18 protein-coding genes are annotated in these 24,557 nt (G+C 60.8%); 12 read left to right on the top strand and 6 right to left on the bottom strand.

The window, feature by feature from the left end; genetic code table 11:
* Positions 1 to 150 precede the first annotated feature (150 nt).
* From M2394_RS26520 to M2394_RS26540, 5 genes are all read left to right on the top strand, one after another.
* On the top strand, positions 151 to 2,907 hold the full coding sequence (locus tag M2394_RS26520) for a TonB-dependent receptor (protein ID WP_178919468.1): 2,757 nt from the start codon (positions 151 to 153) through the stop codon (positions 2,905 to 2,907).
* A 103-nt stretch (positions 2,908 to 3,010) separates the two neighbouring features.
* Positions 3,011 to 3,634 (top strand): heme acquisition protein HasA, encoded by a 624-nt coding sequence (locus M2394_RS26525; RefSeq protein ID WP_178919469.1) that lies wholly within the window; start codon positions 3,011 to 3,013, stop codon positions 3,632 to 3,634.
* 173 nt (positions 3,635 to 3,807) lie between these two features.
* On the top strand, positions 3,808 to 5,550 hold the full coding sequence (locus tag M2394_RS26530; protein WP_259175132.1) for a type I secretion system permease/ATPase: 1,743 nt from the start codon (positions 3,808 to 3,810) through the stop codon (positions 5,548 to 5,550).
* Complete coding sequence (locus M2394_RS26535; protein ID WP_178919471.1) at positions 5,547 to 6,872, top strand: HlyD family type I secretion periplasmic adaptor subunit; 1,326 nt, start codon at positions 5,547 to 5,549, stop codon at positions 6,870 to 6,872. Before M2394_RS26530 ends, M2394_RS26535 begins: the two co-directional genes overlap by 4 nt.
* Positions 6,869 to 8,185 carry a TolC family outer membrane protein gene (locus M2394_RS26540; RefSeq protein WP_178919472.1) on the top strand — a complete coding sequence of 439 codons (1,317 nt, stop codon included), beginning with the start codon at positions 6,869 to 6,871 and terminating at the stop codon, positions 8,183 to 8,185. Before M2394_RS26535 ends, M2394_RS26540 begins: the two co-directional genes overlap by 4 nt.
* 144 nt (positions 8,186 to 8,329) lie before the next feature.
* On the opposite strand, the gene trmA is transcribed toward M2394_RS26540, so the two are convergent.
* Both trmA and M2394_RS26550 read right to left on the bottom strand, forming a co-directional pair.
* Complete coding sequence (gene trmA / locus M2394_RS26545; RefSeq protein WP_178919473.1) at positions 8,330 to 9,409, bottom strand: tRNA (uridine(54)-C5)-methyltransferase TrmA; 1,080 nt, start codon at positions 9,407 to 9,409, stop codon at positions 8,330 to 8,332.
* Entirely contained in the window at positions 9,406 to 10,701 is a 1,296-nt protein-coding gene (locus tag M2394_RS26550; protein ID WP_025858939.1) for an NCS2 family permease, read from the bottom strand. The genes trmA and M2394_RS26550 overlap by 4 nt, the downstream gene beginning before the upstream one ends.
* A gap of 222 nt (positions 10,702 to 10,923) precedes the next feature.
* Between M2394_RS26550 and M2394_RS26555 the strand changes: the two genes are divergently transcribed.
* The 4 genes from M2394_RS26555 to M2394_RS26570 all read left to right on the top strand — a co-directional run bounded on the left by M2394_RS26555 (position 10,924) and on the right by M2394_RS26570 (position 15,142).
* Positions 10,924 to 11,370, top strand: a complete 447-nt coding sequence (locus tag M2394_RS26555; RefSeq protein WP_259175133.1) for a YolA family protein — start codon at positions 10,924 to 10,926, stop codon at positions 11,368 to 11,370.
* Between the two features lie 96 nt (positions 11,371 to 11,466).
* A complete protein-coding gene (locus tag M2394_RS26560) occupies positions 11,467 to 11,976 on the top strand; it encodes a (2Fe-2S)-binding protein (RefSeq protein ID WP_259175134.1) in 510 nt (169 codons plus the stop codon).
* A complete protein-coding gene (locus M2394_RS26565; protein WP_259175135.1) occupies positions 11,973 to 12,962 on the top strand; it encodes a xanthine dehydrogenase family protein subunit M in 990 nt (329 codons plus the stop codon). Before M2394_RS26560 ends, M2394_RS26565 begins: the two co-directional genes overlap by 4 nt.
* The gene (locus M2394_RS26570) at positions 12,959 to 15,142 is read left to right on the top strand and encodes a xanthine dehydrogenase family protein molybdopterin-binding subunit (RefSeq protein ID WP_259175136.1); all 2,184 of its coding nucleotides are present in this window, start codon (positions 12,959 to 12,961) and stop codon (positions 15,140 to 15,142) included. Before M2394_RS26565 ends, M2394_RS26570 begins: the two co-directional genes overlap by 4 nt.
* An 80-nt stretch (positions 15,143 to 15,222) precedes the next feature.
* On the opposite strand, the gene M2394_RS26575 is transcribed toward M2394_RS26570, so the two are convergent.
* Positions 15,223 to 18,147 (bottom strand): membrane-targeted effector domain-containing toxin, encoded by a 2,925-nt coding sequence (locus M2394_RS26575; protein ID WP_259175137.1) that lies wholly within the window; start codon positions 18,145 to 18,147, stop codon positions 15,223 to 15,225.
* 133 nt (positions 18,148 to 18,280) lie between these two features.
* A complete protein-coding gene (locus M2394_RS26580; RefSeq protein WP_178919484.1) occupies positions 18,281 to 19,519 on the bottom strand; it encodes an MFS transporter in 1,239 nt (412 codons plus the stop codon).
* Between the two features lie 318 nt (positions 19,520 to 19,837).
* Between M2394_RS26580 and M2394_RS26585 the strand changes: the two genes are divergently transcribed.
* From M2394_RS26585 to M2394_RS26595, 3 genes are read left to right on the top strand one after another with little or no spacing between them, the layout of a single operon-like run.
* Entirely contained in the window at positions 19,838 to 21,277 is a 1,440-nt protein-coding gene (locus M2394_RS26585) for a cytochrome ubiquinol oxidase subunit I (protein ID WP_178919486.1), read from the top strand.
* A gap of 1 nt (position 21,278) precedes the next feature.
* Complete coding sequence (gene cydB, locus M2394_RS26590) at positions 21,279 to 22,286, top strand: cytochrome d ubiquinol oxidase subunit II (RefSeq protein WP_176998469.1); 1,008 nt, start codon at positions 21,279 to 21,281, stop codon at positions 22,284 to 22,286.
* Positions 22,287 to 22,298: 12 nt separating this feature from the next.
* Positions 22,299 to 22,466 carry a DUF2474 domain-containing protein gene (locus M2394_RS26595; RefSeq protein WP_176998468.1) on the top strand — a complete coding sequence of 56 codons (168 nt, stop codon included), beginning with the start codon at positions 22,299 to 22,301 and terminating at the stop codon, positions 22,464 to 22,466.
* 65 nt (positions 22,467 to 22,531) lie between these two features.
* On the opposite strand, the gene M2394_RS26600 is transcribed toward M2394_RS26595, so the two are convergent.
* Both M2394_RS26600 and M2394_RS26605 read right to left on the bottom strand, forming a co-directional pair.
* Entirely contained in the window at positions 22,532 to 23,656 is a 1,125-nt protein-coding gene (locus M2394_RS26600; RefSeq protein WP_259175139.1) for a class I SAM-dependent methyltransferase, read from the bottom strand.
* 171 nt (positions 23,657 to 23,827) lie between these two features.
* Positions 23,828 to 24,538 carry a LuxR family transcriptional regulator gene (locus M2394_RS26605; protein WP_259175140.1) on the bottom strand — a complete coding sequence of 237 codons (711 nt, stop codon included), beginning with the start codon at positions 24,536 to 24,538 and terminating at the stop codon, positions 23,828 to 23,830.
* Between the last annotated feature and the right edge of the window lie 19 nt (positions 24,539 to 24,557).

Below are 24,557 nucleotides of genomic sequence, written 5' to 3' on the forward strand. Positions count from 1 at the left end.
GCCGGCTCCTACAAAGGGGCTGTGCTCCTTGAAATTCCCTTCGATTAAAAAACTTTCAAAAAAACCTTACTGAGTTCCTGCGCCTCGTACGTCTTGCTAGGTGAGAAGCATTCGCATAAACAAAAACGCTCAGTGCAGGGAAAACCAGAAATGTCAGCATTCACCAAGGGGCGCATCACCGGTAGCCGGTTGGCCCTGGCCATTCACTTGGGGGTGCTCGCCACAGCGGCCCCGGTGTATGCCGCGCAACCTCCGGCAGGTGCAGCACAGCCCGCCGTGCTGATGTTCGATATTCCTGCGCAATCCCTGGGCAGTGCCGTGCTGGCGTTCGCCGACCAGGCCGGCCTGCAAGTGTTGTTCGACAGCCAGCGCCTGCAAGGCTTGAGCAGCACCGCGCTCAAAGGCCACTTCAGCGTGCAGGAAGGCCTCGGTCGCCTGCTGGGTGGCGCACCCGTGGAGTACCGCTTCACCGGCGAGCGCCAAGTCACCCTCAACCGGGTTGCCACCGACCATGACAACGCTATCACCGTAGGCACCACCACCATCACCGGCGGCACCCATGGCCAGGCGAGCGATTGGGTGTACCAGAGCCCAAAGTCCGTGGCGGTGATCAGCCGTGACATGATCGATAAACGCCCGCCCCGTCACGCCGCCGACATGCTCGAAGAAACGGCCGGCGTGTACACCGCCGTCGACCAGCGCGACCCCGGCCTGTCGGTGAACATCCGTGGCGTGCAGGACTACGGCCGCGTGAACATGAACATCGACGGCATGCGCCAGAACTTCAACGTCAACGGCCACCAGCAACGCAACGGCACCCTGCTGATCGACCCGGAGTTCATCTCCAGCGTCCAGATCGACAAGGGCAGCCAGTCGGGGCAGGGCGGCGCGGCGGTGTTGGGCGGCATTGCCTCGTTCAAGACCCTGGAGGCCAGCGAGTTTCTCAAGGATGGCAAGGAGTACGGCGGACGTTTGCGCGCGGGCAGTGGCATCGGCAAATTGGGGAATGGCACCGACTTCAACGGCAGCGGCGTGTTCGCCTTTGGTGATGAGCGCGGCGACGTGATGCTCGGCTACAGCGAGCGCCACTTCGGCAACTACCACGGCGGCAAGCACAACGACCAAAACCTCGGCACCAACATGCGTGCCCGTAAATATGCCCCCGTAGCCTTTGATGACTGGCTCAACAGCGAAGTCGGCGACACCGGCAGCGTGACCCGCTCGCAGATCGTCAAGTTCGGCCTGAACCTGCCCAATGACCAGCGCGTGCAGCTGAGCTACCTGGAAAGCGACACCGACAGCAACGATTCATGGGGTTACATCGCCGATGATCTGCTGAGTACCTATTACCTGCGCACCAGCAAAAACAACCTCAACGCAAAAAACGTCGCGTTGGACTACAGCTACAGCCCGGATAACCCGCTGATTGATCTGAAGGCCAAGCTCTATTACGTCACCACCCAACTGGACCGGGCCAATGCGCCCAATGTGGCGTCGCTGAGTTCGGGCAATTACTTCGCGCCCTACACCGACCATTTCCAGACCGACACCTGGGGCCTGCAAGGGGAAAACACCTCGCGCTTTGACCTGGGCAGAGGCGGGCACTTGAGTTGGAACTATGGTCTGGAGATGTATCAGGACACCTTCAAGCCCAGTACCAATAAAGTCGAGTCGAGCAACGTCCTCGCGACCGGGTCATTGCCCTACACCCCCAGTGCCGACCCGGAAGGTAAGCGCACCATTGCCAGTCTGTTCAACAACCTTCAATACGAATACGACGATTGGCTGACCGTGGATGCGGGGCTGCGTTACGACCGCTACCGGCTGGAAGGCGTTACTGGGATGACGCTCTACAAGCGTGATCGTTTTTACACCAGCAGCACACCGGCCCGGCGCGTCGAGGACATTTTCGACATCGACCGTGAGGAAGGGCGCTTTTCGCCAACGTTTGGTCTCGGCATCAAGCCCGGGGTCGACTGGCTGCAACTCTATACCCGCTGGGGCAAGGGCTGGCGTCCGCCGGCCGTCACCGAAACCTTCATGACCGGCCGCCCCCACGGTGGCGGTTCGGGCGAGCGGGTATTCCCCAACCCTTACCTCAAGCCTGAGGAGTCCCGTGATTGGGAAGTGGGGATGAATGTGTTCAAGGAATCGTTGTTCTTCAACGACGACCGGTTGGGCATCAAAGTGGCGTACTTCGATACCAAGATTGAGAACTTTACCTTCCTCAACACCAGCGTGAGTCTGCCGGAAACCTCCGTCGGCGGGTTCAACGGGATCATGGCCTACACCAATAACCTCAATGACACGCGGTTCCGGGGCCTTGAATACCAGTTCAACTACGACATGGGGCGTGCCTACACCAACCTCAGCTACACCCACATGATCGGCAGCAACGAGTTCTGTTCGAAGAACTACTACATGGGCGGTGCCAAGAAGGCCGGGCCTACCACCACCGTGATCGAGCAGTTCACGCGCCCGAACGGCACCATCGGCTTCCGTCCGGTCACGCGGTATGAAGTGCTGGACGACGACGTCGCCAATGCCAAGGAAAGCTGCGGCCGCATCATGGGCAATGCCACCTACACCCCGGCTGACCGTGGGTCGCTGACGCTGGGCGCGCGCTTTCTGGACAAACGCCTGGATACCGGTGTGCGGGTTCGCTACAGCTCCGGTAATGGGGAGAACCTGAATAACCAGGGCTATCAGTTCATCGACCAGGCCATGTGGCCCAAATACACCGTCTATGACTTTTACGCCAGTTACTGGATGACTGATCAATTGAACATCGCCCTGGCACTGGAGAACGCCACCGACGAGGCCTACTTCGTCGCCATGGGCGATGCCAACAACCTCAGCCTGGCGCGCGGGCGGACGTTGAGCGGGATGCTCGAATACAAATTCTGATACCGAGGCCGAGGCACCGGATCAACCAAGGTTTTGCCCAGGGTTGGGCAAAAAGTGCGCATCTGCGTACTGATACTAGCGCTGTTTATAACGAGGTTTAGTGATGACTATTTCTGTTAGCTACGAGTCGTACCTGGGCACTACTTCGCTGTCTGACTACCTGTCGGACTGGGCTCTTGGTTTTGCCACGGCAGGCCATGGCACCGGTAATACTGGCGGTTTCAGCAACGGCACCTTCAGTGGCGATCAGTATTCGACCCATGGCGCCAACAACTCCGACTACGCGTTTATCGCCGACAGCAACACCAGCAACGGCCTGCACTACGTGTTCAACCCGCTGCTGCCTGCCAGCAGCAACCAGAACCACTACCTGTGGGGCAACCTGGATAACGTCGAGCTGGGCACCGGCCTGACCGGCGGCAACGGCAGTGATTTCGACCTCAGCGCCTACAAGGTGGCCTTCAACGGTCTCGACCTGTTCGCCGCCGAAGGCGCGGGCCGCACCGGCAACGAAGTCCAAAGCGTGATCTACGGCCTGATGCAGGGCAACACCACTGCGCTGGAAACCGTGCTCAACAACCTGCTGGATGACTACGGCCTGTCCACCGCCGACACCTTCGACCACGTCGCTTCCACCTTGGCCAGCCACGCCGCCTCGGTGGCCACTGCCGACGTCGCGCTGGTCGGCGTGCAAGACGTCCCTCAGGACTTCGCCCTGGCGGCCTGAACCCCTGCTGCATGAAAAAAGCGAATGGGGGATCGCTCGCCCATTCGCCGCATGACACACCGCTGTCGCCAAGCCTTCTAATTCTTCGGCGGCGGCGGTGCCGAATTCTGCGCAGCGTCGTATCGCCTGTCAACGCGGCGACGCTGCCCGCTCAACCCTTCGAGACTCCCCAGATGCGCCACGCCGGCAACGAAACCCTGGCCGCCCTCACGGCCTATAAAAGTGGCTTCTTCAACATCGGCCTGTTCTCGGCGGTGATCAACCTGCTGATGCTCGCCCCGGCGCTGTACATGCTGCAGGTGTACGACCGGGTGCTGGCGTCGGGCAATCAGATGACCCTGTTGATGCTGACGCTGATGATCCTCGGCCTGTTCGGCCTGATGGGCGCGTTGGAATGGGTGCGCAGCCAGGTGGTGATCCGCTTGGGCACGCAAATGGACATGCGCTTGAACCAGCGGGTCTACGACGCCGCGTTCGAAGCACAACTCAAGGGCAGCCCTCAGGCGGCAGGCCAGGCGCTGAATGACCTGACCACGCTGCGCCAGTTCGCCACCGGCCAGGCGCTGTTCGCGTTTTTCGATGCGCCGTGGTTCCCCGTGTACCTGCTGGTGATTTTCCTGTTCCACCCCTGGCTGGGCGTGCTGGCCCTGGGCGGCGCGGTGATCCTGATCGCACTCGCCTGGATCAACCACCACGTCAGCCAGGCGCCGATGGCCCTGGCCAGTCAGCTGTCCATCAGTGCCAGCCAGCAGGCCACGGCCAACCTGCGCAATGCCGACACCATCGAAGCCATGGGCATGCTCGCCACGTTGCGCGGCCGTTGGTTCGACCAGCACCAGGCGTTTCTGGCCCAGCAGAACCTGGCCAGCGAAAAGACCGCCGCCGTCACCGCCTGGTCCAAGGGCGTGCGCCTGGCGTTGCAGTCGCTGGTGTTGGGGTTGGGCGCGTTGCTGGCGGTACAGGGCGATATCACCCCGGGGATGATGATTGCCGGGTCGATCCTGATGGGGCGGGTGCTCAGCCCGATCGACCAGTTGATCGGCGTGTGGAAGCAATGGGGGTCGGCGCGTCTGGCCTATGAGCGCTTGTCGCAGATGCTGGCGGCCAACCCTGCACGCCCGGCGCGCATGCACTTGCCGGTGCCCAAGGGTCAACTGACGGTGGAGCAGCTCAGCGCATCCGCCCCCGGTAGTCGCCGCCCTGCCTTGAACAGTTTGGGGTTCAACCTGCCGGCGGGCGAAGTGCTCGGGGTGATCGGCCCATCGGGCTGTGGCAAGTCCACCCTGGCGCGGGTGCTGGTAGGCGCCTGGGCACCTCTGGCCGGCAAGGTGCGGCTGGACGGCGCCGACCTGACCCTGTGGGACAAACAGCAACTGGGCCCGCACATCGGCTACCTGCCCCAGGACATCCAGTTGTTCGCCGGCAGCATCGCGCAGAACATCGCACGGTTTGCCGAGGTTGAAGCGGACAACGTCCTCGCCGCCGCGCAAATGGCCGGCGTGCACGAGCTGATCCTGCAGTTGCCCCAGGGCTACGACACCGTGCTGGGGGAGGGCGGTGCCGGCTTGTCCGGTGGCCAGAAACAACGCGTGGCCCTGGCGCGGGCGCTGTACGGCCTGCCCGCGCTGATCGTACTGGACGAGCCCAACGCCAACCTCGATGAAGCGGGCGAGCAAGCGTTGCTCCAGGCCATCGCCCAGCTCAAGCAGCAGCGACGCACCCTGGTGTTGATCACCCACAAAGCCAACGTGCTGACCCTCACCGACCAACTGCTGATGCTCAAGGACGGCCAACTGCAAGCCTTCGGCCCGACAGCACGGGTGCTGGAAGCACGTCAAAAACAAGCCGCACCGGTGACCAAACCGGTGTCGACCATGAGCATGAGTTACCGACTCGGTGAAGGAAAACAGGCATGAGCCAGGGCAAACCGATGCTGGTGAGCGACCAGCCCCACAACGTGCTGGCGCTGGACGACAAAAAGTACGCGCGCCTGGGCTGGTGGCTGGTGCTGGGCGGGTTCGTCGGGTTTATCGGCTGGGCCGCGCTGGCGCCGTTGGACAAGGGTGTGGCGGTGTCCGGCAAGGTCATGGTCTCGGGCCATCGCAAGACCGTGCAGCACCCGGCCGGTGGGATCGTCGAGCGTATCGAGGTGCGCGACGGTGACGTCGTCAGCGCCGGCCAGGTGCTGTTGCGCTTGAAGGAAACGCCGTTGCGCGGGCAGATGCAGTCGCTGCGCAGCCAGTACCTGGCGTCCCTGGCCAGTGAGGCGCGGTTGAGTGCCGAAAGCGAGGGGCTGCCGGCCATTAACTTCGGTCCGGAGTTGCTCAACGACCCCGACGCCACAGGCACCTTGAGCCTGCAACGGCAGTTGTTCAACAGCCGCGCCCAGGCGTTGGCCACCGAGCAACAAGGCCTGCGCGAAACCATCGCCGGTGCCGAGGCACAGCTGCGCGGCACACGGGATTCTCAAGCCAGCAAAGTCCAGCAGCGCGCCGCCCTGAACGAGCAACTGCACGGCCTGCGCGAACTGGCCCGGGATGGCTATATCCCGCGCAATCGCCTGCTCGACAGCGAGCGCCTGTACGCGCAGATCGACGGCACCATCGCCGAGGACTATGGCCGCATCGGCCAATTGCAGCGCCAGGTGCTCGAACTGCGCCTGCGCATTCGCCAGCTCGGCGAAGACTTCCAGAAAGACCTGCGCAGCCAGCTGGCCGACACCCGCACCCGCAGCGATGACCTGCGCAATCGCCTGGCGTCGGCCGAGTTCGAGCTGGCCAACAGTTTGGTGCGGGCGCCTGCGTCCGGCGTGGTGGTGGGACTGGACGTGTACACCGAGGGCGGCGTGATCAAGCCCGGCCAGGCGCTGATGGACATCGTGCCCCAAGGCGAACCGTTGCTGGTGGAGGCGCGCGTGCCGGTGCAGATGATCGACAAGGTGCATCCGGGCTTACCCGTGGAGCTGCTGTTCTCGGCCTTCAACCAGGCCACCACGCCGCGGATCGCGGGCGAAGTGACGCTGGTGTCGGCGGACCGCCAGGTCGATGAACGCACCGATGAGCCTTACTACACGCTGCGCGCCCAGGTGAGCGCTGCCGGTATGCAACAGCTCGATGGCGTGCAGATCCGCCCGGGCATGCCGGTGGAAACCTTCGTCAAGACCGGTGAGCGCTCGATGCTCAACTACCTGTTCAAACCCCTGCTCGATCGCACCCATATGGCCCTGGTGGAAGAATGAAGGCGCTGTTGTTTACCTTGTGTTTCGGTTGCACCTCGGCGGCAAACGCCTTGGGTTTGCTGGACGCCTACGATTTGGCGCTGCGCAATGACCCGACCTTTCAGGCGGCCATCCAGGAGCGTGAAGCCGGTGAAGAGAACCGCGTGATCGGCCGTTCGGCGCTGCTGCCGAACCTGTCGTGGAGCTACAACAATTCGCGCAATGAATCGGAAGTGACGGCGGGCAACACCACCAGCGACCGCGATTACCGCAGCTACGCCTCGACCCTCACCCTGCAGCAACCGTTGCTGGATTACGAAGCCTACGCGCGTTTTCGCCAGGGCACGGCCCAGGCGTTGATGGCCGATGAGCGCTTTCGCGGCAAGAGTCAGGAACTGGCGGTGCGCGTGCTCAATGCCTACAGCCAGGCGTTGCTGGCGCAGGAACGCATCGAGTTGAGCCGTGCACAGAAACGCGCGTTTGCCGAGCGCCTGCAACTCAATGAGCGTTTGCTCAAGGGCGGTGAAGGCACGCGCACCGACGTGCTGGAAACCCAAGCGCGCCTGAGCCTGGCCCAGGCCGAAGAGATCGAATCGCTGGATGCCCAGGACAGCGCCTTGCGCGAACTGGAAGCCATCGTCGGCCAGCCGTTGCAGATCGAAGCGTTGGCGCCCCTGACCCGCCAGTTCGATATCCCGCCGCTTGAGCCCAACCGTTTCGAAACCTGGCGCGAAATGGCCATGGCCAACAACCCGGAACTCAAATCCCAGCACCATGCGCTGGACGTGGCGGCCTATGAAGTGGAGCGCAAGCGCGCAGGCCATCTGCCCAAGGTCAGCCTGTACGCCAGCAGCCGCCAGACCAGCTCCGATTCAGAAAGCAGCTACAACCAGAAATACGACACCAACAGCGTGGGCATTCAGGTCAGCCTGCCGCTGTTTGCCGGTGGTTCGGTGTCGGCGTCCACGCGCCAGGCGGCGAACCAGTTGTCACAGGCCCAGTACCAGTTGGATGCGCAAACCTCTTCCACGCTGGTCGAATTGCGCAAGCAGTTCAACCTCAACACCAGCGGTGCGGCGAAAGTGCGGGCGTATGAGATGGCCGTCCGCTCGGCCACGGCGCTGGTTGCGGCGACCAAGAAGAGCGTCAGCGGCGGTGAGCGGGTGAACCTTGATGTGCTCGACGCCGAGCAACAGCTCTTCACCGCCCGCCGCGACCTGGCGGATGCGCGGCATGCGTACCTGCTGGCAAGGATTCAATTGAAGTATTACGCGGGGTTGCTCAGCGAGCAGGACTTGCGAGCGTTGGCGGGGTATTTCCAACCCTCTGCCTGATTGCGATCTTTGTCAGAGCACAGAACCAATGTGGGAGCGGGCTTGCTCGCGAATGCGGTGGTTCTGTCAATATCTCTAGTGACTGACACTCTGCATTCGCGAGCAAGCCCGCTCCCACATTTTTAATCCGTGGTGTTCACAGGTTTATCGGCGGGTCAGCAGCACGCCGGATTCCATGTGGTGCGTCCACGGGAACTGGTCAAACATCGCGCACTGGGTGATCTTGTGCGTGTCGTGCAGTTGCGCAATGTTCGCCGCCAACGTCTCCGGGTTGCAGGAGATGTACAGGATGTTGTCGAAGCGGCGGGTCAGTTCGCAGGTGTCCGGGTCCATGCCGGCGCGTGGCGGGTCGACGAAGACACTGCCGAACTCGTAGCTCTTCAGATCAATGCCGTGCAGGCGACGGAACGGGCGCACTTCATTGAGCGCCTCGGTGAGTTCTTCGGCAGACAGGCGCACCAGGGTGACGTTATCCACGGCGTTCTCATCGAGGTTGCTCAAGGCTGCGTTGACCGAGGTCTTGCTGATCTCGGTGGCCAGTACCTTGCGCACGCGGGTGGCCAGCGGCAGGGTGAAGTTGCCGTTGCCGCAATACAGCTCGAGCAAATCATCCGGGCGATCGCCCAAGGCTTCGTACGCCCAGTTGAGCATCTTCTGGTTCACCGTGCCGTTGGGCTGGGTGAAGGCGCCCTCGGGTTGGCGATAACTGAAGGTGCGACCGCCCACGTCGAGTTTTTCCACCACGTAGTCGTGGCCGATCACATCGCGTTTGCCCTTGGAGCGGCCAATGATGCTCACGTTCAAATCCGCCGCCAGCTGGTTCGCGGCGGTGTGCCAGTGCTCGTCCAGCGGGCGGTGGTAGCACAGGGTGATCATCGCGTCGCCGGCCAGGGTGGTGAGGAACTCCACCTGGAACAGCTTGTGGCTCAGGGCGGCGCTGGCTTGCCAGGCGGCCTTGAGTTGCGGCATCAACTGGTTGATACGCAGGCTGGCAATCGGGAATTCTTCGATCAGGATCGGCGTGCGCTTGTCGTCTTGCGAAAACATCGCGTAGTGGCGATCACCGCCTTCGCGCCACAGACGGAACTCCGCACGCAGGCGGAAGTGCTGCAGCGGCGAGTCGAATACCTGCGGCTCGGGTGCGTCGAACGGTGCCAACAGGTCACGCAAGCGCGTGACCTTGTCTTGCAGTTGAGCGGTGTAGCTTGCGGCGTCGAAAGTCATGCGTTGAACCAGCCCAGCTTGATCACGAACAGGATCGACAGGATCACCAGTGCCGGGTTCAGCTCACGGTAGCGGCCCGAAAGCAGCTTGATGGCGGTCCAGGCGATGAAACCGAAGGCGATGCCGTTGGCGATGGAGTAAGTGAATGGCATTGCCAGGGCGGTGATCACCACCGGCGCGGCAACCGTGATGTCGTCCCAGTCGATTTCGGCCAGGCCGGAGGTCATCAGCACGGCCACGAACAGCAGCGCCGGGGCAGTGGCGAAGGCCGGCACGCTGGCGGCCAGTGGCGAGAAGAACAGCGCCAGCAGGAACAGGATCGCGACCACGATGGCGGTCAGGCCAGTACGGCCACCGGCGCTCACGCCTGCGGCGGATTCAATGTAGCTGGTGGTGGTCGAGGTGCCCAGCAGGGAACCGGCCATGGCGGCGGTGCTGTCGGCGATCAGCGCACGGCCCATTTTCGGCATGTGGCCGTCCTTGCCCATCAGGCCGGCGCGCTTGGCGACGCCGATCAGGGTGCCGGAGTTATCAAACAGGTCGACGAACAGGAAGGCGAAGATCACGCTGACCAGGCCGATATCCAGCGCGCCTTTGATATCCAGTTGCAGGAAGGTCGGGGCCAGGGACGGTGGCATCGAGGTCACGCCGCCGAACGGGGTGAAGCCCAGGGCGATGGAGACGATGGTCACTGCCAGAATGCCGATCAGCACCGCACCGCGCACGGCCAGGGCTTCCAGCGCGACGATCAGCGCGAAACCGAGGGTGGCCAGGATCGGCGCCGGTTGCTTCAGGTCGCCCAGGCCGACCATGGTGGCCGGGTTGCTCACCACGATGCCGGCGTTGTGCAGGGCGATCAGCGCCAGGAACAGGCCGATACCGGCGGCAATCGCCGAACGCAGGGGCAGGGGGATGCTGTTGATGATCCACTCACGGATGCGGAAGATCGACAGCAGGAAGAACAGCACCGCCGAAATGAACACCGCGCCCAGCGCCACTTGCCAGGTATGGCCCATGTGCAGGACCACGGTGTAGGTAAAGAAGGCGTTGAGGCCCATGCCCGGCGCCAGGGCGATCGGGTAGTTGGCAATCAGGCCCATCACGGTCGAACCGATGGCGGCCGCCAGGCAGGTCGCGACGAACACCGCGCCCTTGTCCATGCCGGTTTCGCCGAGGATGCTCGGGTTCACGAACAGGATGTAGGCCATGGCCAGAAATGTCGTGATCCCCGCGAGAATCTCGGTGCGCACGTTGGTGTTGTGTGCCTTGAGTTGAAACAGCTTTTCCAGCATGCCGGCTCCCTGTGACGCTATTGTGCGTCGTTATTTGTTGACCTCTAAGTCAAAGCACAAACTGCGCCAAGCGCCTGTGGTTTCAGAGAGGATCGGAAAAAGCGGCGCATCATACCAGCAGCCGAGGCCATATGGTGTATGGGCTGGGCCTCTTGAACAATCGCTCCGGATCATGGCCTTGAGGCATACTGCGCCGACGTTTAATCCAAGGTCATTGCCAGCATGAAAAAAGCCAACGCGTGGAGTCTAGCTCTGATCGCCAGTATCAGCCTGTGGCTAAGTGCGGCACCGGCGTGGGGCGCGACTGCACCGGCCTTGAGCGAAGTGCGCGTGTTCAAGGTCGAGTCGGCAGCTTGCACTGAAACCATCCCGGAACGGGCGCAGAGCACCCAGATGTGCACGCACCGCGGGCCTACCCGGGTCTCGGTGATGGAAGTCGGCCTGGGCAAGAACCCCATGGGCCGTTTCGATGGTGCGGAGCTGGACGGTACGCGTACCCCCGTGTGCCAGGTGGGTAATATCAGTCAGGCGTGCAACGGCGCAGGCACCCTGATGGGCTACATCTACGTGTTCAGCCTGAATGTCGAAGCGCCCGGTTGGTTCGAGTACAGCAACTCGTCGATCAACGGCCCGCAGAACACCTTGAAGACGCTGCTCAATATCCGCTGATCAATCCCCTTGAACGCTCATTACCCCGGGAAGTCGTACCCCTGAGACGGCGACTTTCCTGAACGCCGCGGATGTACACCAACCCGTGAGGTGTTTATGAGCGCAACCCCCAACGGCGCGTCGGCTCGACCGTTCGCCAGCCACCCGATACGCCTGATCCTCAACGGTCAAGATCGCCAATTGGATGTGTTGCCCTGGACCACTCTGCTGGACCTGCTACGCGAACAACTGGACCTGATTGGCAGTAAAAAGGGCTGCGACCACGGCCAATGCGGTGCCTGCACCGTGTTGCGCGATGGCAAACGGGTGAATGCCTGCCTGACCCTGGCGGTGATGTGCGACGGCGCCGAGCTGACGACGGTCGAGGGTTTGGCCAGCGGCGACGTGCTCCATCCGATTCAGCGGGCCTTTATCAAACACGATGCCTTTCAGTGTGGCTATTGCACCCCCGGTCAACTCTGTTCCGCCGTCGGCCTGGCCAATGAAGGCCGTGCGCGCACCCCTGCGCAAATCCAGGAATTGATGAGTGGCAACCTCTGCCGCTGCGGCGCCTACAGCAATATTCGCGATGCCATCGAAGAGGTTGTACTGGGAGGTGAGCAATGAATCCCTTTCATTACAGCAAGCCGGTGGACATACAGGAGGCCGTTCACCTGAGCAGCGCCGCCTCGCGCTTCATTGCCGGCGGCACTAACTTGTTGGACCTGATGAAAGAAAACATCAGCCGCCCCGAACACCTGATCGATATCACCGGCCTGCCGCTTCAAGGCGTGGAGGCGACCGCCGACGGCGGGGTGATGATCGGTGCATTGGTCAGCAACGCCGACCTGGCCTGGCACCCGCTGATCGAACAGCGTTACCCACTGTTGTCTCAAGCCATCCTCGCCGGGGCCTCGCCGCAATTGCGCAACATGGCCAGTACCGGAGGCAACCTGTTGCAGCGCACGCGGTGCTATTACTTCTATGACGCCGCTGTGCCGTGCAACAAGCGCGAGCCCGGCAGCGGTTGCCCGGCGCGCACCGGCTTGAATCGCATCCACGCCATCCTCGGCGCCAGCGCCCAGTGTGTGGCCACTCACCCTTCAGACATGTGCGTCGCCTTGGCGGCGCTGGAGGCGCGGGTACATGTTGAAGGGCGTGGCGGCGCGCGGGTCATCGAGTTTGCTGACTTTCACCGCCTGCCCGGCGACGCGCCGCAACGCGATAACCAGTTGGCCGACGACGAACTGATCACGGCCATCGAGCTGCCAGCCGATCAACTGGCCCAACACAGCCATTACTTGAAGATTCGCGACCGCGCCTCTTATGCGTTTGCGCTGGTGTCGGTAGCCGCCGCCCTTGAGCTGGACGGCGAGACCATCGTCGATGCCCGTCTGGCGCTTGGCGGTGTGGCGCATAAACCCTGGCGTGACCGCGCGGTGGAGACGGGGTTGATCGGCCAGGTCGTCAGCCGTGAGACTTTCAGCGCGGCCGCCGACGCCCTGCTGCAAGATGCCGAACCGTTGGCGCACAACGCGTTCAAGATCAAGCTGGCACGCCGCGGGATTATTCGCGCCCTGAGTGATGCCGCTCTCGCTGGAGCACGGCCATGACTGCTATTGGCAAACCGTTGGACCGGGTGGACGGTCTGCTTAAGGTTACCGGCCAAGCGCGTTATGCCGGTGAGTTCCCGGAAGAAGGCTTGTTATATGGCAGCGTAGTGTCCAGCACCGTTGCCAAAGGGCGAGTGACCCGCATCGATGCCGCCAAAGCCTTGGCATTGCCGGGCGTGGTCATGGTGCTTGATCACCTCAACCGGCCGAAACTTGCGAGTTACGATGACGCTTTCGCTGACGCCGATGCGGCCGACGGCTCAGCGTTTCGTCCGTTGTACAACGACCGCGTGTTGTACAGCGGCCAGCCCTTGGCCTTGGTGATCGCTGACAACCTGGAACTGGCGCGGCATGCGGGCTCCTTGGTGGAAATCGAGTATGCCACCGAAGCCTTCGAAACCGACTTGCTGGCCGTGCAGGAACAAGCGCACCCGTCGCCACAAACTCCGCCTGCGCCACGCGGAAATTTCCAGGCTGAATGGAGCGCAGCCGCTGTCCTCCTGGACGTGCACTACAGCACGCCCATCGAACACCACAACCCCATGGAACCCCATGCCAGTACCGTGCTTTATCAGTCCGATGGCACATTGCATATCCACGACAAAACCCAAGGCCCGCAAAACTGTCAGGCCTATGTGCAAAAAGTCTTCGGCCTGGATAAAACCCAGGTGCGGGTTTTTGCCGCGTTTGTCGGCGGGGCATTTGGATCAGGCTTGCGCCCGCAATATCAGTTGCCGTTGGCCGTGATGGCGGCCCTGGCGCTCAAGCGTTCGGTGCGCGTGACGCTGACCCGTCAACAGATGTTCACCTTCGGTTATCGCCCGCGCACCTTGCAGCGTTTGCAGATGGGCGCGGCGGCCAACGGTCGGTTGATGGCACTGGGGCACACCGCGATTGGCCAAACCTCACGTTTCGAGGATTTCAGCGAACACGTGGTGGAGTGGAGCGGCATGCTCTACCACTGCGACAACATGCAGTTGACCTACAAGCTGGTGCCACTGGACGTGTACACGCCGCTGGACATGCGCGCGCCCGGCGCCGCCCTCGGTGTGATCGGCCTGGAGTGTGCGATGGATGAGCTGGCCTGCGCGCTGGGCATCGACCCCGTGCAACTGCGCCTGATCAACTATGCCGAACGCAATCAGAACGAAGATAAGCCTTGGTCCAGCAAGGCCTTGCGCGAGTGTTACCGCGAAGGCGCCGAGCGTTTCGGCTGGAGCCAGCGCAACCCGGAGCCACGCAGCATGCGCGACGGCCGCCAATTGATCGGCTGGGGCATGGCCGGCGGCGTGTGGGAAGCGATGCAGATGAAGGCCAGTGCCAAGGCAAGGCTCGACGCTAACGGCAAACTGACGGTCAGCAGCGCCACCACGGATATCGGCACCGGCACCTACACCGTGATGACCCAAATTGCGGCGCAAACCAGCGGCGTGGCAATGGTCGATATCCGCTTTTTGCTCGGTGACTCATCGTTGCCCACCGCGCCTTTGCAGGGCGGCTCGTTTACCGTTTCGTCGGTCGGGACCGCGGTGCAGCAGGCGTGTGAAGCGCTTAACGTCAAGTTGCTGGAAATCGCCCGGCAGACTTATCCCGTGTTCAAGGATGCCGAGACCGTCCGTTTTGAAGGCGGCCAGCTCCATACCCGCGACGTGAGTGTGTCGTTGGCGCAGTTGGTCAAGGACGGCGGCAAAGACGCTCTGGAAGTGCAGGTCAACAGTGAACCTGACAAGAAGCGCGAAGGTTATTCAACCGCTACTCACTCGGCGGTATTCGTCGAGGTGCGTGTGGATGAAGACCTGGGCACGATCAAGGTGAGCCGTGTGGTCAGCGCGATTGCGGCGGGGCGCGTGGTCAATCCGAAGATGGCGCGCAGCCAGATCCTCGGCGGTGTGGTGTGGGGTATCGGCATGGCGCTGCACGAAGAAACCCAGACCGATCATCAGCTCGGGCGCTATATGAACCACAGCCTGGCCGAGTACCACATCCCGGTGAACGCCGATATCGGCGACATAGACGTGGTTTTTGTCGAAGAACACGACGAAATCGTCAACGCCCTTGGGTCCAAGGGCGTAGGCGAAATTGGCATTGTCGGGGTGGCAGCCGCAGTGGCGAATGCGGTGTATCACGCCACTGGCAAGCGGGTGCGGGACTTTCCCATCACCTTGGATAAGGTGCTGTGAAAACGTCGTGCTGATGGGGGGCGGGAGGGAAGTATCGAATGCCTGGCTTCGCCAGAATCGGGGGTGACTCCCACCCGCTATCAAGGTTTTTTCAGGTCGATGAAAAGCTCTGTTCTGTCTCGTGACTGAGTGACCGAGGTGCCCTGGTTGGGGGCTGCCTCGTCGAGGCTTACACCGCTTGCGCCTGTGAGCTCTGAAATGCCTCGTATAGGCGGTTCTGCGTCATAACTGGACACATGATCACTGCCAACCCTTGCAACCCACTTGCCTTGTGGTTGGCTGGCCTGGTCAGCATTAATGACACTGCTCGCGTAATAGTTCATGTTTTTAAGGCGGGTGGTCTTGGGCTCCACGGAGGGCACATCGATAGCTTTGACCCGTATGCCATGCTTTCGCATCGTCAACAGCAGGTCTCTGTTGGTGTAGCGCCCGTGGCCGGCATGAGCGCGGTCAATGAGCTTCAGATTGTTGCGCAGGGCAGGCGAGAACTCACCGGTTTCGAAAAAGTGGTCCAGGTCGGGTTGAAGCGAGTGATCGAACCCTTCGGAATACAAGGTGGTCACTTGGTTCTTCTTGAACTCGCCTGCGTTATCAATCAAAAACTGCAAGCCGGAGGGCTGGGAATGATCCTCGCCAAGGACCATCCCGGAAGATTTCTTGTAAACCGTGTCAATCACCTCTTTGGGCGAGGCATTTTTAGGCAACTCGGCAAGAGCAGGCCTCGGCTTGGTTTTTGCGGTTTTGTGATAGTCGTTGGCATCCGCTTTCAGCTTTTTATCAATCTTGTCCGTGACCTTCGACGTTGAAGGCTCGCCTGAGGCCGGGTACTCATAGGCGCCGGGGTCAAATGCTTGGTTCCCGGCGCCTTTCGTTTGCCACGGGAATTTTATTCCCCCCGGGCCGCGAACGGCTTCCCACGTCTCATCACCGATATTACGTGCGGTCATCACCGGTTTTCGGGTGAAGGGGTCGATGATCTCGACGGTATCGCCTCCCAGTTTAAAACTGCTCTGGATCTCAAATACTCGGGTGGTTTTTTCGTCATGGCTCACTTTGATCAACCATCGGTCTTCGCCAAGGGGACCTTTGACTTGATAGATACCTTTGGCATTTGGTTTAACGCCGGAGATCAGTTGTTCACCGTCTTGCACGGCGTAGTCCTTGATATCGTTAGACTCAATGCCTGGCTGAGGATTAACACTCGGTTCAATTTTATGCTCAGGCGCAGGTGGCGTTCGCTCGCCGCTTTCCGGCACGGTCTCTGTGTCGGTTGTGACTTTCGGCTGTTTGATTTCATTGGCAACACCTTCGCCAGCGCTGCCCGCTTTCACAATATGGGGGAGCACTACCAAGCCGGCATTGAATACGCCGAATATGATTCGCTCATTGCCCTTTGGTTTGCCTTTTATTTTATCGTCGACGCCTATACCGCCTTCGGTTGCCCCAACAGCCAGATAGAAGAGGCTCAGCGCCGATTCGACTTCGGGCATGACCAACGCCAGCGGCGCGAGAAATAGCGCCGCTTTCATTGCCTTGTCGACGCCGGCAAGGACATGTTCTTTATTGACGTCTGCATCAGTGGTTATTTCGGTGGCTGCGTCGGAGTAGGAGCGCTCCTTTTGGCGTTTTGCGACTTCCTCGAAGGGTAAGTTGCTGGGCTCTGTCGTGATGAACTCCTGCGGGTTCCAGAAACCGGAAAATGCCCGATGATCATAGGAAAGCAAACCGCCGGGTGTTTCGCGTTTTTCAGGCCAAGTCCCGAGCCCAGCGAGTGTCTCGTCTATCCCCGCCCGGGCGTAGCCGTTGGGTTTGTCCTTGAGGGGGAAATGCGCGGCCAGCGCTGCACGTTTCATCGGATCAGCCAGTTGGCTGGCGAGCCATGTCTTCATTTCAGCCTGGCTACTGAAGGTGTGAATGGGCGATGAATTCCCTGGAATGTAAAGCAGCGTCAGCGGTGGGATCTTGTTGCCGTTGGCATCCAGTCTGACTTTGGTATCTGTGATGTAAACCAGGTCGGTGGATTGATAGTCGCCAATCTTGAGCAGGCCAACTTCAATATTCGGGTCCTTCGGTGGGTTTTTCTGCAGTTGCTCAATTGTGATATCCGGCCAGGATGTCTGGCTGTCTGGCAAACCGACAGCCCGCAGAACCAACTTCCGGCCTTCGTCGGTGAGGCTACCCTCCTGGTGCTGGGCCATGGCTGATTTGGCGAAGGAAGCTTTGGCTAACGTCGGGTATTTTTCTTTGTGAGTGTTCCAGAAAGTGTCCAGAAACGTCGTGTAGGGCGTTTGAAAGTCGGCCTTCCAAATCAGTTTCTTGAACTCCTCCGGTGTGATCAAACTCTGGTTGCCACCGTTGTAGACGGGGGCAACTGACTCAGGGGATTCAATGTAAATCCCTTGATAGGTATGGGTGATGTCAGATTTTTCACTGTTTGGGTTGAAGCGGCTTGAGAAGTCAAACGCGCCAGGTTTCTCGGTTTTAATCTCAGGCTTGACGATTACTTCTGGTCCCCCTGGGTAGAAGGGCACCAAGTAGCCTTTTCCCGTTGGCGTATCTTGTGCGTTGGTGATAAGCGCCTGGGTGAGCGAGATCCTCTTGAGGACTTTCGCCGGGTAAGGGGCTTTGCCCTGGGTGTTGTAGTCGAACGTGACCAGGTAGGTGTTATCCGGGTCAATATTCCACTTTTCCTTTTCGGCAGGGGTCTGTGCCTTTGCTGCCATTTCGGCGAATTTCTTTTTCAGGAAAATGGAGGCTTCTTGCGAGACCGACTTGAATGACTCGTTGATTTCTATCGTGGCGGGGTCAACGCTGGGGTTCGGGCCTACATCGACGGGTACTGTCACTTTTTGACCCGTGCCGATGTTTTTATCGAGCCTGGGGTTATCACCGACAGTGTTCTGGACGCTTGGAGCCTCATCAACAGTGCGTTTAAGGCGCGTGTGCGTGGGCAGTGGCAGATGAGTGTTGGTGGGAGGGGGCAAAGCCCCGGATCTGACGTGCATGGCTGTAATCCGGATGTGTTTGGCGGCAAAGGTTTCCTTTTGTGTGGTTGCGAAGTAAGAAGAGTTCCAGTGCCACTGTCAGCCTTTTCATCTTTTGATATAGGGCGTAGCCATGGCGCTGGTGAAACGGTGTTTAAGTTTTTTCCTCCCCCTTCGGCACATGCATGCGGTCGCGATTGGCCAGTGTCGGGAACAGCTTGATCCACACCCCAGTCACCAGCAGCGTCCCAACCCCGCCCATCACTACAGCCGGCACGGTGCCGAACCAGTGGGCCGTGATGCCCGACTCGAACTCGCCCAATTGGTTGGATGCGCCGATAAACAGGCCGTTGACCGCGCTGACCCGCCCACGCATTTCATCCGGTGTTTCCAATTGCACGAACGATGCGCGGATCACCATGCTGATCATGTCCGCTGCGCCCAGTACCACCAGCACGGCCAGGGAAAACCAGAACGAGGTCGACAGGCCGAAGGCGATGGTTGCCACGCCAAACACACCCACTGCCGTGAACATGACACGGCCCACCTGGCGGTCGACCGAGAACCGCGCCAGCCACAGCGACATCAACAATGCCCCCACCGCAGGCGCCGAGCGCAACAGGCCCAGCCCCCAGGCGCCGGTCAGCAGGATGTCCTTGGCAAACACCGGCAGCAGCGCAGTGGCGCCACCCAGCAGCACGGCGAACAGGTCCAGGGAGATGGCGCCGAGGATGTCCGGGCGGCTGCGGATAAAGCGAATCCCGGCGAGCAGCGAGTCCAGGGTGGCCTTGGCTTTGTTTAGCGGGGTCTGGCGCGCAGGCAGGTTCAGGGTCAGCACGCAGGCAATCAGGTACAGCGCCACGGTGGGGCCGTAGACCCATACGCTGCCGAACGCATAGAGCAGGCCGCCGAGGGCCGGTGCGACGATGGTCGCCAGTTGCTGGGCCGATTGCGACGACGCCACCGCACGCGGAAACAGTGCGGTCGGCACGATGCTGGGCAGCAGCGCCTGGGTGGTGGGCATTTCAAAGGAGCGTGCGGCGCCCAGCAGGAAGGCGAGGATGAAGATCATCTCGCGGGTCACGTTGCCGGTCAGGCCGCCAATGGCCAGGCTCAGGGCGATCAACGCCTGCACGGTCTGGCAGATGGCCGCCACCTTGCGCCGCTCGTAGCGGTCGGCCACATGCCCGGTGTGCAGCATGAACAGCACGCGTGGCACAAATTCCACCAGGCCGACCAGCCCCAGGTCCAACACATTGCCGGTCAGTTGGTAGAGGTTCCAGCCGATGGCCACGGTGAGCATCTGGAAGCCGCTGGCGGTGAAGATGCGCGCCAGCCAGAACGCGATGAAAGGGCGGTGGTGACGCAACAGCAACGCGGGTTCACTAGGCATCGGAGGTTCAGATCAGGGCCGGAGGGAGCGCCGAGGTTATCATTAAGTTGTAACAGATAGTTGCAGCAACTGAGCTGAGGCAGTCTGTCACGCGGCAAAAGACCACGCCGTCCTACGTCAAAATTAGGACTACTCTTTCAGCAATGCTTGATCCAGATCAAAACCCACGCGGGGATTGCTCTGGCGGCCGCAAGGCCAGATTCCCTACGTGGTTGGTTAAAAAAGAAACGAATTTGAATTCGCCACACTCCATATCCGTGGGGGCAGTGGGTGCAGGCTCCCAGCCAGCAGCCGGTATTACCTGACAGAGGAAGACTTATGTTCGGTTTGGAGGCGCTAGATCTCGCCCGAATTCAATTCGCATTCACCATCTCTTTCCACATCCTGTTCCCGGCGATCACCATCGGCCTGGCCAGTTACCTCGCGGTACTGGAAGGCCTGTGGCTCAAGACCCACAACGACACCTACCGTGACCTCTACCATTTCTGGTCGAAGATCTTTGCCGTCAACTTTGGTATGGGCGTGGTCTCCGGTTTGGTCATGGCCTACCAGTTCGGCACCAACTGGAGCCGCTTCTCGGACTTCGCCGGCGCCGTCACCGGGCCGCTGTTGACGTACGAAGTGCTCACGGCCTTCTTCCTTGAAGCCGGTTTTCTTGGGGTGATGCTGTTCGGCTGGAACAAGGTGGGGCGCAACCTGCACTTCTTCTCCACCGTGATGGTTGCGGTCGGTACGCTCATTTCGACGTTCTGGATCCTGTCGTCCAACAGCTGGATGCAGACGCCCCAGGGCTTCGAGATCATTGATGGCCGTGTGATCCCGACTGACTGGTTTGCAGTGGTCTTCAACCCGTCGTTCCCGTATCGCCTGGCGCACATGGCCACGGCGGCCTTCGTGGCCACCGCGTTCTTTGTCGGCTCTTCGGCGGCCTGGCACTTGCTACGCGGCAAGGACAACCCGGCGATCCGCAAGATGCTCTCGATGGCGATGTGGATGGCGCTCATCGTTGCGCCCATCCAGGCAGTGATCGGTGACTTCCACGGCCTCAATACCCTCAAGCACCAACCGGCGAAAATCGCTGCGATTGAAGGCCACTGGGAAAACATCGGTAACGAACCAACGCCGCTGATCCTGTTCGGCTGGCCTGACATGAAGGCCGAAAAAACCAAATACGCGGTGGAGATTCCCTACCTGGGCAGCCTGATCCTGACCCACTCCCTGGATAAACAGGTGCCGGCGCTCAAGGAGTTCCCGCCTGAGGATCGTCCTAATTCCACCATTGTGTTCTGGTCGTTCCGGGTCATGGTCGGCCTGGGCTTCCTGATGATCTTCACCGGTTTGTTCAGCCTGTGGCTGCGCCGGGGCGACAAGATGTACACGTCCAAGCCGTTCCTGTACCTGGCGTTGTGGATGGGCCCGTCTGGCCTGATCGCGATTCTCGCCGGTTGGTTCACCACCGAAATCGGCCGTCAGCCGTGGGTGGTCTACGGGCTGATGCGCACGGCGGATGCTTCATCGGGGCATAGCCTGGCGCAGATGACGATCACCCTGGTGTTGTTCGTGGTGGTGTATTTCGCGCTGTTTGGTGCAGGCCTGGGCTACATGATGCGCCTGGTGCGCAAAGGCCCTGTAACCCATGAAGGCACAGAGCCAACCCACGGTGGCCCCGGCCAGAAACGCACGCCGGCCCGTCCGCTGTCTGCCGCAGACGATGACAGCGATGACGACCACACCCACATCCAGCACAAGGGGCATTGAGATGGGTATTGATCTTCCGCTGATCTGGGCCGTGATCATCATCTTCGGCATCATGATGTACGTGGTCATGGACGGCTTCGACCTGGGCATCGGTATCCTCTTTCCGTTCATCCCGGGCAAGACTGACCGTGACGTGATGATGAACACCGTCGCCCCGGTATGGGACGGTAACGAAACCTGGCTGGTACTCGGTGGCGCGGCGTTGTTCGGTGCGTTCCCGCTGGCCTATTCGGTGGTGTTGTCGGCGCTGTACCTGCCGCTGATTTTGATGCTGATCGGGCTGATCTTTCGCGGCGTGGCCTTCGAGTTCCGTTTCAAGGCCAAGGACCACAAGCGTCACCTGTGGGACAAGGCGTTCATCGGCGGCTCGCTCGCGGCGACGTTCTTCCAGGGCGTGGCGCTGGGCGCCTTTATCGATGGCATCCCGGTGGTCGACCGCCAGTTTGCCGGGGGCTCCCTGGACTGGCTCACGCCGTTCACGATGTTCTGCGGTGTGGCCCTGGTGGTGGCCTATGCCTTGCTCGGCTGCACCTGGCTGATCATGAAGACCGAAGGCAAGCTGCAGGAACAGATGCACAACCTGGCGCGGCCCCTGGCCTTCGTGGTGTTGGCCGTGATCGGTATCGTCAGCCTGTGGACGCCGCTGGCGCACCCGGAAATCGCCTCGCGCTGGTTCACCTTGCCGAATCTGTTCTGGTTCCTGCCGGTGCCGATCCTGGTGCTGGTGACCATGTACGGGTTGATCCGCGCCGTGGCGCGCAATGCGCACTACACGCCGTTCCTGCTGACGCTGGTGCTGATCTTCCTCGGCTACAGCGGCCTGGGGATCAGCCTGTGGCCGAATATCATTCCGCCATCGGTATCGATCTGGGACGCCGCCGCGCCACCGCAGAGCCAGGGCTTCATGCTGGTGGGCACGCTATTCATCATCCCGTTCATCCTGGGCTACACCTTCTGGAGCTACTACGTGTTCCGCGGCAAGGTCACCCACGAAGACGGCTACCACTAGGAGGGTCGCGACATGGCGGGCAAACCTTCGTTGCACGAGATTGAACAGGCCGAGAAACAGCCGTTGTGGCGGCGCCTGGGGTGGCTGGCGATGATCTGGACCGGCAGCGTGCTGGCCCTGTTTGTCGTGGCCAGCCTGATGCGCATGTTCATGAATGCGGCCGGCCTGACCACCCACTGACATCCCGATCCGGGCTTCGCGGCCCGGTTTTCAACCCTGCCTTTCGCAAGAAAGGCAGGGTTTTTTTATTTGCGCGCTTTGAGGATCACGAACTTCGGCGTGGTGGCGACTTGCTCGACCCCACGGAACAACCGCGCCAGCTTAGTGTGATAACCCAAGTGGCGGTTGCCGACGATATACAGGGCACCACCGACGACCAAACTTTCCCGGGCTTGCTGGAACATGCGCCAGGCGAGGAAATCACCCACCACCTGTTGCTGGTGGAACGGCGGATTGCACAGCACCACGTCCATCGATTGAGGTTCCTGGCCGGCCAGGCCATCGCCGGCGCGCACGCTCACTTCGCGCTCGCCTAGCGCGGCACGCCAGTTCTCGGCGGCCGATTGCACGGCCATATAAGACTCGTCCACCAGGGTGTACTGCGCGTCGGGGTTGTGCAGGGCGCTGGCAATCGCCAATACGCCGTTGCCGCAGCCCAGGTCTGCCACGCGGGCGCTGCCCAGGTTCTTTGGCAGGTGGGGCAGGAAGGCACGGGTGCCGATGTCCAGGCCTTCGCGGCAGAACACGTTGGCATGGTTGAGCAGTTCGATGGCCGGCGCTTCCAGGGCATAACGCGTCGGGTAGGGCGATACCGCCGTTGGGCGATCCGCTGGGGTCGCGATCAGCAACCGCGCCTTTTTCACCGCCAGGGAGGCGTGCATCGGGCCGATGTAGCGTTCCAGCAAGTCACCCGCGGCCCGTGGCAGGTGCTTGACCATGCCCGCGGCGATCACTTCGGCACCCGGGGCCAATTGGCCTTGCAGGCGGATCAGTTGTTCCTCCAGCAGTGCCAGGGTCTTGGGGACGCGGATCAGCACGCGATCGAACGGTCCGCTCGGCACCTGGCTCGCCGGGACGAACGTGACCGCGTCAAACGCCTTGCCGTTGCGTGCCAGGTTTTTCTCCAGGCCCAGGGCGGCGAGGAATGAGTCGCCGCTGGAGGTGACCTGCACGTGCCCCTCGAGGCTGGCGGCCAGGGCGCCAAAACTGTCGTTGAGCACCAGCACACGGGTTGTGGTTGCCGGCTGCTGTTCGGCCAGGTAGCTGAGCAAATACTCGTCGGCCGCATCGAAGGCCTGCAAGGGGTCGTTGTGTTGCTCTGGCTGGCGAATCAGATCGAGCTGGGCGAAGGGGCTGTCGAGCAGGGGCATGGCGGGGGAGGCTCTGGGTCATCGATGAGTGTTCGGCCGGCTGCGTAGGCGCTGGCGGAACCGTCGGAGTGAACTGCGAAGCGGCGCTTGAAGCACTGCGTCAACACTCAGAATTGGCTGCAAATGTTACTTTTTTTTCGGTGTAATTACATGCGGCGATTGATAGGACACTCAAAACAAGCCTGCTTTCGAGGCCGTGAGCACAGCTGCAATCTTGTTATTGACCCCTAACTTGATGAAAGAATTTTTCAAATGAAAGCCTACCGTACGTTCCGAGAGGCAAAGAATCGTCGCGATGTCCCCGGCGGTCTTGCCCATGGCCGACCATTTAAGAATCTCAGTTTCTCGGGGCGATAGCTTGTTGGTGGGCGGTGGAGCGGGCTTGTCTGCGTATTTTTGTGCGACCACCGCGTGCATCGCGTGGCACATCCACAACACCTGGCCGGCTTTTTCGTAAAGTTCTTCCAGGCTGACATCACCTTCGCCGCGCCCCAAGGTCAACATACTGAATACGCCCTGGAAGTCGTGGACCGATTGGCTCCAGCCTAAGTGCACACCGAACGATTGCGCCAGGTCCCACAAGTTGGGCGTGGCATGGAAGGCTTTTTCCTCCCAGACAATCGGAAGCACGCAACGTTTACAGTGGCCTACAACGGGGTCTACATCATAGAAGTGCGCTTGCTTATAAATCGTGTTCCATTCATTGGGGTAATTGTTTATCTGGATGGGTTCAGTTTGATTTTTAGGTAATTGGGAACTCATCGTAAATGAGCAGAATTGGAAGCCGAGCTCGTAGGTGTGGTTGACAACCATTTCAAACACACTGGTGATCTCGCTCTCGCCTTCCAGTTTGGGGAGCCGTGTGTTGCGCCAGTTAAGCATGAGTAAATCTCCATAGGTT

This window comes from Pseudomonas sp. BIGb0164 (assembly GCF_024810135.1).
Classification (GTDB): Bacteria; Pseudomonadota; Gammaproteobacteria; order Pseudomonadales; family Pseudomonadaceae; genus Aquipseudomonas.

What these genes read in the sequence shown, in the direction of transcription:
- M2394_RS26595 (WP_176998468.1), top strand. Translation starts at nt 22,299, where the DNA reads ATGGCGGGCAAACCTTCGTTGCACGAGATTGAACAGGCCGAGAAACAG.
- M2394_RS26560 (WP_259175134.1), top strand. Translation starts at nt 11,467, where the DNA reads ATGAGCGCAACCCCCAACGGCGCGTCGGCTCGACCGTTCGCCAGCCAC.
- cydB (WP_176998469.1), top strand. Translation starts at nt 21,279, where the DNA reads ATGGGTATTGATCTTCCGCTGATCTGGGCCGTGATCATCATCTTCGGC.
- M2394_RS26525 (WP_178919469.1), top strand. Translation starts at nt 3,011, where the DNA reads ATGACTATTTCTGTTAGCTACGAGTCGTACCTGGGCACTACTTCGCTG.
- M2394_RS26570 (WP_259175136.1), top strand. Translation starts at nt 12,959, where the DNA reads ATGACTGCTATTGGCAAACCGTTGGACCGGGTGGACGGTCTGCTTAAG.
- M2394_RS26600 (WP_259175139.1), bottom strand. Translation starts at nt 23,656, where the DNA reads ATGCCCCTGCTCGACAGCCCCTTCGCCCAGCTCGATCTGATTCGCCAG.
- trmA (WP_178919473.1), bottom strand. Translation starts at nt 9,409, where the DNA reads ATGACTTTCGACGCCGCAAGCTACACCGCTCAACTGCAAGACAAGGTC.
- M2394_RS26605 (WP_259175140.1), bottom strand. Translation starts at nt 24,538, where the DNA reads ATGCTTAACTGGCGCAACACACGGCTCCCCAAACTGGAAGGCGAGAGC.
- M2394_RS26535 (WP_178919471.1), top strand. Translation starts at nt 5,547, where the DNA reads ATGAGCCAGGGCAAACCGATGCTGGTGAGCGACCAGCCCCACAACGTG.
- M2394_RS26575 (WP_259175137.1), bottom strand. Translation starts at nt 18,147, where the DNA reads ATGCACGTCAGATCCGGGGCTTTGCCCCCTCCCACCAACACTCATCTG.
- M2394_RS26585 (WP_178919486.1), top strand. Translation starts at nt 19,838, where the DNA reads ATGTTCGGTTTGGAGGCGCTAGATCTCGCCCGAATTCAATTCGCATTC.
- M2394_RS26565 (WP_259175135.1), top strand. Translation starts at nt 11,973, where the DNA reads ATGAATCCCTTTCATTACAGCAAGCCGGTGGACATACAGGAGGCCGTT.
- M2394_RS26555 (WP_259175133.1), top strand. Translation starts at nt 10,924, where the DNA reads ATGAAAAAAGCCAACGCGTGGAGTCTAGCTCTGATCGCCAGTATCAGC.
- M2394_RS26550 (WP_025858939.1), bottom strand. Translation starts at nt 10,701, where the DNA reads ATGCTGGAAAAGCTGTTTCAACTCAAGGCACACAACACCAACGTGCGC.
- M2394_RS26530 (WP_259175132.1), top strand. Translation starts at nt 3,808, where the DNA reads ATGCGCCACGCCGGCAACGAAACCCTGGCCGCCCTCACGGCCTATAAA.
- M2394_RS26540 (WP_178919472.1), top strand. Translation starts at nt 6,869, where the DNA reads ATGAAGGCGCTGTTGTTTACCTTGTGTTTCGGTTGCACCTCGGCGGCA.
- M2394_RS26580 (WP_178919484.1), bottom strand. Translation starts at nt 19,519, where the DNA reads ATGCCTAGTGAACCCGCGTTGCTGTTGCGTCACCACCGCCCTTTCATC.
- M2394_RS26520 (WP_178919468.1), top strand. Translation starts at nt 151, where the DNA reads ATGTCAGCATTCACCAAGGGGCGCATCACCGGTAGCCGGTTGGCCCTG.